Below are 9638 nucleotides of genomic sequence, written 5' to 3'. Positions count from 1 at the left end.
CAGGACGGCATCAACAACAATACCCTTGTCTCCGTCCAGTATAGTGATGGCTTCGGACGCATGATACAGGCGCGCACGCAGTGCGAGGAAGTAATCTTCGGAGACAGCATCTTCGGCAGCTCCGGACTTGTGAGCAGCGGTACCGATGGCGCTGCTGTGGGTGTGGAGAATACCAGCGATACACTCAACGTAACTGTGAACGGCTGGAAAGTCTATGATAACAAGGGGCGCGTGGTGGAGACCTATGAATCCTATTACGACAAGGGCTTTGATTACCAGTCGCCGCTGGCTGCCGGCACCGGGGCCGATGCGCTGAAGCGCAGCAAGAAAGTACAGCTGTTTTATGACCCGCGCGGACAGGTAATCAAAACCATCAACCCCGATAATACCCAGCAGCGTGTACTCTTCGGTATTCCGCTGGCGCTGGACAATCCCAATGTATTTACACCCACGCCCTGGGAAAGCTATACCTATGATCCCAATGACCTGGCAGAGCTTACCCATCCAGGAGATACGACAGTACCCGTAGGACATCACTACACCCCTTCATCCGGCGTGATTGACGCGCTGGGCAGAACGGTGAAGACCATTGACCGCAATTTTAAGAGCGGAGCCGTGGAAGAGATCGTGATGCAATATACCTACGACATAAGAGGCAACCAGCTTACCGTTGTTGATCCGTATAACAGAACCGTGTTTGATCACACATATGATCTGGCTAACCGTCCGCTGAAGACCACGCACATCGATGGCGGTACCAAATATATTTTCCTTGACTGCATGAACCGGCCAAGCGAGGCGCGCGATGCCAAAGGCGCGCTGATACTAAGCGCTTACGACAATTTAAGCAGGCCGATGAAAGTCTGGTGCCGGGATAAGACCGGTGAATCCGTGCTGCTGCGCAGCAAGACCATTTACGGTGATGCCGCGGGCCTTGTGAACCCGCAGGATTACAACCTGCTCGGCAAACCTTACCAGGTATACGATGAAGCCGGTTTAACAACCATGAATATGTACGACTTCAAGGGCAACCCCATGGAGAAAACACGGGAAGTCATTGCAGACTCCGAGATTCTTGCCGTATTCAGCGGTCCGCCTGCCGGCTGGAACGTTTCCTGTTACCGTGTGAACTGGGATGCTTCTGTTACCCTTGAAGGAAGCTACGTCAGCTCCATGGAGTATGATGCCTTAAACAGGGTGCGTAGTGTAACCTATCCAGAGGATGTAAACGGAGAACGAAAAGTTCTTACACCAACATATAACCGCAGTGGTGCATTAACCAGCGTTGCAATGGATGGCGACACATACGTAGATCGCATTGCCTACGATGCCAAAGGACAGCAGTTGCTAGTTGCTTATGGAAACGGCATCATGACACGTTTTTTATACCGCGAAGATAATTTCCGTTTGCTGCGTTTAAAAAGCGAAAAGTATATAAAAAGCGGACTCACCTATACACCCAACAGCGGGGTGAAACAAAACTACAGCTACCAGTACGATCTATCGGGTAATATTATCAATCTCAGCGATACTACTGCTGACTGCGGCTACGGAGCAACACCAGATTCGTTGAGCCGTGATTTTGTATACGATGCACTGTACCGTCTGCTTTCAGCAACAGGACGTGAGACTGCTGCTACCGCTGTTACGCCGTGGGAAGATCTGTACCGGCCGCAGGATGAAAGCCTGGCACGTGGCTATACCCAGCAATACGATTATGACAAGCTCGGTAATATACAGGAGCTGCAGCATATCGCCACCGGCGGAAGCTTTACACGCAGTTTTGATTATGGCAGTTTTACTAAGAATGCGTTGCAGAAAATTACCATCGGCAGCAATGTATATGATTTTGCTTATGATGTAAATGGTAATATGCTTTCTGAAGGTGACACCGCAAGGCATCTGGAATATGACTGTGCAGATCGCTTACGTGCTTTCTTTGTGCAGACCGGTACCGCAGAGCCAAGCAAGTACACGCATTACCTGTATGATGGATCTGGCAATCGTGTAAAGAAGATCACCCGCAGGCAGGGCGGCAAATATACCGCAACCACCTATATTGATGGAGCTTTTGAGTATACCAAGGAAAGTACCGGCTTTGATGGCATACCAAATCTAACGATAGGAACATGGGTGATCGGACAATACAGCAGCGGCGGTGAACAGAATATCATCCACATCATGGGTGGTGCAACCAAGCGCATTGGCGCTGATCTGGGAGACTCCACTCCTGCCATTAAGTACAATTTATCTGATCATCTTGGTTCTTCCTGTGTGCAGCTGGACACCAATGGTACCACCGTATCACTTGAAGAATATTATCCGTTCGGTGAAACTTCTTTTGGTTCATATGCAAAGAAACGCTACCGCTTCTGCGGCAAGGAAAAAGACAAAGAGAGTGGGCTCTACTACTACGGTATGCGCTATTACTCCCCATGGACATGCAGGTTTATTAACGTGGATCCGCTGGCGGGGAAGTATGCAAATTTGACACCTTATGCATATGCTGACAACAAACCTATTAATCATACCGATCTTGATGGAGCTGAAACCGGTAGTACTCAACCTACCCCTTCTAATGAAAACAATGCAAATACTAATTCAACATCTGATAACATTAATTCAACACAAGAAACTAGTAGCAATAATTTAGATTGTATTGAAGATATAAGTCCGACAGAAAATAATCCGCAAAACACTACCCAAACCTCAACTAATAAAACCTCTGGAATACTTGAACAAAGAATAACAGGCACTAAAAATTTAGTTATTTTGTATTCGGGCGATCCTATCGAAAACAAAAATAAATGGATTTCCCCCCAATCTCAAAATTATGAATTATCAAAACAAATAAATGAAAATTGGGATTATATTGTAATTGATGATTTCAGTAAAGTAGGCGATTTTGTTAAACAATATGTAGAAAAATATGGTAAACTAGAAAATGTAGTAGTTAGATCGCATGGTTTTGGCCATGTTCCCATTGGAAATGGCCCCCAACTTTTACATGGAAATCCAGGAGGAAATAGTATTTTAGCTAAAGATATAATTGGTTATATGAAGGGGCATGTAACTGATGCAGCAAAAGGCCGTGTTATGGATTCTTTAAAAGTAATAAGGGATAATTCAAGTACAAAAGCTAATATAATTATTGCAGCTTGTGGTGTTGGTACTGATAAAGATTTTGTAAATGCATTTTCAACTTTTTTTAAAGTTTTAGATTCAGAAAGAGTTATATTCATGAATCAAGATCTTACCGATAGAGTTAGAATGATGAACCTACTTCCATTAACTGATAAAATGAGATATAGTTGGATCAAATCTGATAAAAATGGCCAAGAAGAATTAAAGCAAGGAGATTATTTGGGAAATATTAAATTAAATGCTTCTGGAGAGCCGTTTTCAATATTATATCAAAAGAAAGGTACTGGAGGGTCAACTGAAAATCCTGCCATATTTAAAAAATAAAACACATATAATTATGCGAAATTCGTTAGTTATTTTAATTGCATTAATTTCTTCATGCACAAAAATAAATCAAGCAAAAATGAACCAGAATAAGAATGAATATATTTTTTATAAAATGGTAAATGATAATTCAAAATATGATTATCGTCATCATGAAATTGACTTTAGTCTTAAAGACTCTGTTCTTTTAAAAGAAGTTTTTGAAAAAGCCAAACAAATTCATTTTAGTGGTTATAAAAATGAAAACCCTATAGAAGATAGTATTCAATATGATGGATTTGACTTCTGTCAATTTAAGCCTGAAAATAATAAAAATAAATACAAAGCATTTTTAGATAAAGATGGTAAGATTATAAGTATGACTCAAGTAGAGAATAGTCCTAACTTTGGTAGTGTTACAGATTATCTGTTTTACAAAAATAAACGGCTAACCTGTTGATCTTCATTAAATAAAATTTACTTTGTATTCTAAAAAAGGAGGTATGCATATAAGCATCCCTCCTTTTTTATTGTTTAAAATTGAAATATAAAGGTTTTTAAAAACCTGGTGTTACAGATTATCAGCTTAGAAAAAATAGTTATGAAGTGTAAATACTGTACAGGCTCCTGTAAGAAAAATGGGAAACAGTTAACCGGCAAGCAAAAATATCAATGCATTATTTGTAAAAAACATCAGCAACTTACTTATAAATATATTGCATATGATAAAGAAATAAATGCATCTATCACTAAACATGTTAAAAGAGGTAATGGAATAAGAGACATTGCATGTTTATTAAATATATCACCTGTTACAGTTATTAGAAAAATTCGTTTGATTTCTTCCACCCTAAGAAGCACATATGAAAGTGTTAAAAAATGCATGTATGAGATGGATGAGCTACATACATTTTCAGGTAATAAAAAAAATGATCAATGGTTAATATATGCTATAAATAAAGGGACACGAAATATTGTAGATTTATTTGTTGGCAGACGCAATAAAGAAAACATAAAACAAATAGTTGATAAAGTGTTATTATATGATCCAATAAAAATATTCACAGACAGATTAAATATTTATCCATGTTTAATTGATAAAGCGATCCATAGTCCCGGCAGATATGTAACAAACAGAATTGAACGCATGAATCTTACCTTCCGCACGCATCTGAAAAGACTCAACAGAAATACACTTTGTTATTCTAAAAAAGCGGATATGCTGGAAGCATGTGTAAAAATTTATTTATGGGGGTAATTATATTCTTTTTACAGAAGCCAATCTGTATTAAGATTTTTCAAAATTTCTTCTCTGCCATGTGCAACAGTTACAATCTCAATATCTGCATTCGGATTAATACGATAGATGATTCGGTACCCTCTATAAATAACTTCCCGTAAATGAATTGGTGAGTGTGCAAACTCAGGCACTATGCGTCCCGACATTGGAAACGTCTTTAATTTATCGACAGCGTTTACAAGCGCTTTAATAAAATTGCTTGCATATAACGGAGAATCTTCCGCAATATAATCATGAATGGCCTTTAAATGGGCAACAGATTTATCTGTCCAGTTTATTTGCCCCATGTATTTATTTTATTAAGCAACTCTTCAGTGGAAATTGTTTTGCCAAGATCTGCATCTTTAATACCTTCCACTACCTGGGCAGCCAAATTGATCTTATACATTATTTCCTCCAGAGTAGCTGAAGCAGGAAGATTTTTTAAAATCTCAATCGTTACGTCTTTAAGAGTCGGCATATAACTGTGTGTTTCTGTATATATCAAATATACATATTTTAACAGATATTTTTTTGCTTATTTTTTCAAATCTTAAATACAATAATCTGATTAAAATAAGCACGCAGCGCCAGGGATGTGCAGGGGCAGTATTATACATAAGCCCCACTCCTATTTAAACGAACATCTACACACGCCGGCTTATGTATAACCGGAGCGATAGCGGAGCCCGAAGCAGCCCGCCCGGGCGCCCAAATTGCAAAACACACAATGATTCCGCAATCTATACTACGTTATATCGTAACAGCAAAAAATAATATTATTACATAAAACATGTGTTGCCTGGTTCAAAGCAAGCAAGCTCTTTTATGTATTCGCATTTTCACTTTTCTAATCTTATTAAACGGATTCTTAACAGATCGTCCGGCAGATGAGTTTTCTATTCTGTTTAATTCTCTCTGCTTTCGCTTCGATAGCATACACGCCAGTATCTTTTATACCGTTGACTAAAGCCTAACGGCAATTAAGCGTAGCAGAACTTTTAATTAGAGCTCTGCCGCGCTTTCATTACCGTTCCTTTCAAGGAACGGCTCGGCGCAACCAAGCGCATCGGCGCTGCATTGGGTGACTCTACTCCTACCATTAGCAGGTGGTTGGTCGAAAAGACCAACCACGGCGAAAAAAATTTCTTACTCCTTGCTTGTATATTATAGCTTCCTCCTCAATAAAAAAATACTCCTTGCACACCCTGCACTTGCTGCATTCCCATTAGCTAAGGATGGTGAAATATATGTTAAAGAAGAATTTACAATTTCAAATCCTTTCGCATTGAGTAGATTTAGGTCCTTTATTGCTGAAGTGAAATCTGGATCAATTTCTGTTTTCGTTTTTTCCCATTCCTTTTCCTGGGTAAGTTCTTCACCAACCGTTACGCGGATTACTTTCCTTCTTCCATAGTCAAGTACATCTACAATAGCATATTCTTCGGTACGCCCTGTAAGGGTATTATCCTTATCTGAATTCGTAATAAAGCCTGCCAATAAGAAAGAGCACGCTGCTACCAGGCAGCTAATCGTAATTGTTTTTTTCATAGGTGTTTTAGTTTAGAGGAAACTGGTTTTATTAAAAATCAAAATTAACACCAACATATACTTTTTTCATTTATAACCAGTCCTTTTATCAGTATTTTTTCACCATATTTAAGTCTATATAAACCAGTCTGCTTTTATTTTTTTAGAGTATCAACATGTATGAAAAAACAAAACGGTTATACCAGGCTTGAACACGCAAACCCTGAACACCGCAATATATTCATTGTAAACTGGATGGCGGGAAATACCTGCAATTACAGCTGTTCTTACTGTCCGCGTGGTTTGCATGACGGCAGCAGCCCCTGGCTAAGTTACCAAACGGCTGTTGACTTCTGTAACAGAATCATTGCACATAATGCAGACAAAAAAACAGTATTCGAATTCACGGGCGGGGAAATAAGCATGTGGCCGGGTTTTATTGCTGTGGCCAGATACCTGCATGAACGAAATGTGGATGTGAGTATCCTGTCTAACGGGTCACGCACACTGCGCTGGTGGCAGGATGCCTCTCCCTTTCTGAAACGTGTCCATTTAAGCTATCATCCTGAACAGGCTAACCGGCAGCATTTTGAAGAAGTTATTTTCCTGCTGCAGGATAACGTATCCCTGCATATAAATGTCATGATGCTGCCTGAGGCTTTTGATACGTGTTACGAACTGGCAACCGCATGGAAACAGCGATATCCTGTAACGGTTTCCATGCAACCATTATTAAAAAACCTGGATGGCCCGATGTATGCCTACACGAATGACCAGCGCACGCGCATGACACAGCATACAGGTACGGAAATAGTACCAGGCGGTTACAGGTCTGAAATGGTAAAGCATTATCCCAACGGTACAAAAGAAATGCAATCCTGCCAGCACTTTATCTCTTCTTTTCAAAACGGCTGGTATAACTGGCTTTGTTACGCAGGGGTAGAACAGCTGATTATTGACCGGGATGGTGATATCTACCGCGGCTGGTGTTTAACCGGCGGGAAGACCGGCAACGTATGTGACGCGCAGATCTCCTTCCCGGCTACGCCTGTCAGCTGCGATAAATACGAGTGCAACTGCAACTTTGATATCATGTGTACGAAGAAAAAACGTTGATGAATTATGAATTATGATTCGCCGCGACGGAAGGGTTTGTTTAATTGCAGTCAAGAACTGCTGAATGCCTGACACCGGTTAAAGACCGGCGCCAGAAAGGATGAAAAAGTCACAAGCAAATGCTTGCGCCAGCGGGTACAGGAAGAGATGGTCTGTGTGCCACAGACCATGGTGCAGGACTTCATGGGCACAAGCAAATGCTTGCGCCAGCGATTGTCAATTTCATTTATCCCTCTTACTTCGGTACCCGGCCGTACATGAACAAGCCGATAAAAATAAAGACGATATTGGGAATCCACGAAGCAAGCAACGGGCCAATACCGCCCACGTTAGCCAGGCTTCTGCTGGTGATCATAAATATAATGTATACGAAGGCCAACAGGAATCCGAAGGCAATGGTTAAGCCCGCTCCTTCCCTAGATTTACGTGAAGATGCGATCACACCGATCATGGTTAATATGATAATCGAAAATGGGTATGTAATACGTTGGTATTTTTCAACGATATAAGTATCGACATTTTCAGAGCCGCGGGATTTCAGCATCGCAATCTGGTTGTTCAGTTCGCCCATATCAAATGTTTCATACAACATGTAGGTATCCTGAAAATCTTTCGGTGAAATGCTCAGCGTTGTATCTCTGTCTCTGCCTCTGAAAACTTCCTCGTTACCGTTGTTATCAAACCGCCTGATAAAGAATTCTTCCAGGTGCCATTTTTTAATACTATCGTTCCAGTAAATTCTTCCGGCTTTCAGTTTGCTCACCAGTTTATTATCTGCAATTGTTTCCAGTGTAAATTGATACCCTACATTCAGTTCACTGTTGTAGCTTTCCAGGTATACATAACTGGTAGGGCTGGTTTTGATGTGCACATTCTTCCCTTCGAAGAAGTACGTGCTTTTGATGTATTTCTTTTCAAAATCAACCCGCGCCTTATTACCATGCGGAATGAGCCAGCCCCCCATGTAAAAAACAAGCAAGCCCACCAATATCGAACCGATTAAATAAGGAAACATGATTCTTACAAGACTCATACCGCTGCTCAGCATGGCAATGATCTCTGTCCGCGCCGCCAGATTAGCCGTTACAAAAATCGTGGCTATGAAAATGGTAATCGGGCTCAGCAGGTTTGCCATGTATGGGATGAAGGCAAAATAATATTCAACCAATACAAACCAGGCACTCAAATTATGCTTCATGAAATCCTCCATCTTTTCAGTTATATCAATAACTGTAATGACAAGCATCAGCATCAACACTACAAAAAAGTAGGTTACTAAAAATTTCTTAAGTATGTACAGATCGAGTTTTTTCACAAACAATAATTATAAACGTTGCATACATTGTTTTACCATACGCTCTTTCCATTCACGGAACGTACCGTCTACAATCTGCTTGCGCGCTTCACGCATCAGCCACAGATAAAAGGTTATATTCTGTATAGTTGCAATCTGCGCTCCAAGCATTTCGTTGTTATGTACCAGATGACGCAGGTATGCTTTTGTATAATAGGTATTCAGATACGTATCCAATCCGGAATCAATCGGAGAGAAATCATTTTCCCATTTCTTGTTGCGGATATTAATGATACCATTGGTTGTAAACAACATGCCGTTGCGGGCATTGCGTGTAGGCATTACACAATCAAACATATCGATGCCAAGCGCGATATTCTCCAGCAGATTTTCCGGTGTTCCTACACCCATTAAATAACGTGGTTTATCCTTTGGCAAAATTGAACAAACCAGTTCGCTCATGGCATACATATCTTCGGCCGGTTCGCCAACAGATAAACCACCGATAGCATTACCCACGCACCCAGCCTCCGCAATTACTTCCGCAGACTTTGCCCGCAGATCTTTATATACACTCCCCTGCACGATCGGGAATAAGTGTTGCTTGTAACCATACTTCGGTTCTGTATCCGCCATGCGCTTCACACATCTGCCCAGCCAGCGGTGTGTCATTTCCATTGACTTGCGTGCATACTCATACTCACAAGGATATGGTGTACATTCATCAAATGCCATGACAATATCCGCGCCAATCGTACGCTGGATATCCATAACGCTCTCCGGTGTAAAAAAATGCGCGGAACCATCAATATGCGATTTGAATTTCACACCCTCTTCATTGATCTTCCGGATACCCGATAAAGAATAAACCTGGAAGCCGCCGCTATCGGTAAGGATTGAACGGTTCCAGCCAATAAATTTATGTAACCCACCTGCCTGCTCTATGATCTGCAAACCTGGCCTAAGATATAA

General features: G+C 41.0%; 9 protein-coding genes. 4 read left to right on the top strand and 5 right to left on the bottom strand.

Annotated elements, in window-relative coordinates; translation table 11 throughout:
* The 3 genes from ACTHJT_RS02630 to ACTHJT_RS02620 all read left to right on the top strand — a co-directional run.
* The coding region (locus ACTHJT_RS02630) for an RHS repeat domain-containing protein (protein ID WP_440236184.1) at positions 1 to 3468 on the top strand (3468 nt) is incomplete at its 5' end.
* Between the two features lie 13 nt (positions 3469 to 3481).
* Positions 3482 to 3907, top strand: a complete 426-nt coding sequence (locus ACTHJT_RS02625) for a hypothetical protein (RefSeq protein ID WP_440236183.1) — start codon at positions 3482 to 3484, stop codon at positions 3905 to 3907.
* 108 nt (positions 3908 to 4015) lie between these two features.
* On the top strand, positions 4016 to 4705 hold the full coding sequence (locus ACTHJT_RS02620) for an IS1 family transposase (protein WP_440236182.1): 690 nt from the start codon (positions 4016 to 4018) through the stop codon (positions 4703 to 4705).
* 11 nt (positions 4706 to 4716) lie between these two features.
* Here the strand turns inward: ACTHJT_RS02620 and ACTHJT_RS02615 are convergent, their stop codons facing one another.
* From ACTHJT_RS02615 to ACTHJT_RS02605, 3 genes are all read right to left on the bottom strand, one after another.
* Positions 4717 to 5034 (bottom strand): type II toxin-antitoxin system RelE/ParE family toxin, encoded by a 318-nt coding sequence (locus tag ACTHJT_RS02615; protein WP_440236181.1) that lies wholly within the window; start codon positions 5032 to 5034, stop codon positions 4717 to 4719.
* On the bottom strand, positions 5022 to 5207 hold the full coding sequence (locus ACTHJT_RS02610; RefSeq protein ID WP_440236180.1) for a hypothetical protein: 186 nt from the start codon (positions 5205 to 5207) through the stop codon (positions 5022 to 5024). The genes ACTHJT_RS02615 and ACTHJT_RS02610 overlap by 13 nt, the downstream gene beginning before the upstream one ends.
* Positions 5208 to 5893: 686 nt before the next feature.
* Complete coding sequence (locus ACTHJT_RS02605) at positions 5894 to 6277, bottom strand: hypothetical protein (RefSeq protein ID WP_440236178.1); 384 nt, start codon at positions 6275 to 6277, stop codon at positions 5894 to 5896.
* 159 nt (positions 6278 to 6436) lie between these two features.
* Here ACTHJT_RS02605 and ACTHJT_RS02600 point away from each other — a divergent pair, with 159 nt between their 5' ends.
* Complete coding sequence (locus ACTHJT_RS02600) at positions 6437 to 7372, top strand: radical SAM protein (RefSeq protein ID WP_440236177.1); 936 nt, start codon at positions 6437 to 6439, stop codon at positions 7370 to 7372.
* 235 nt (positions 7373 to 7607) lie between these two features.
* Here the strand turns inward: ACTHJT_RS02600 and ACTHJT_RS02595 are convergent, their stop codons facing one another.
* Both ACTHJT_RS02595 and tgt read right to left on the bottom strand, forming a co-directional pair.
* On the bottom strand, positions 7608 to 8687 hold the full coding sequence (locus tag ACTHJT_RS02595) for an LptF/LptG family permease (RefSeq protein WP_440236176.1): 1080 nt from the start codon (positions 8685 to 8687) through the stop codon (positions 7608 to 7610).
* A 9-nt stretch (positions 8688 to 8696) separates the two neighbouring features.
* Positions 8697 to 9638: tRNA guanosine(34) transglycosylase Tgt (gene tgt, locus ACTHJT_RS02590; RefSeq protein WP_440236175.1), on the bottom strand; the 942-nt coding region annotated here is incomplete at its 5' end.

It is taken from the genome of Cytophaga sp. (assembly GCF_051961495.1).
Taxonomy (GTDB): domain Bacteria; phylum Bacteroidota; class Bacteroidia; order Cytophagales; family Cytophagaceae; genus Cytophaga.
The sequence above is the reverse complement of the archived record's forward strand: the minus strand, read 5'-3'. Positions and strand labels throughout refer to the sequence as shown.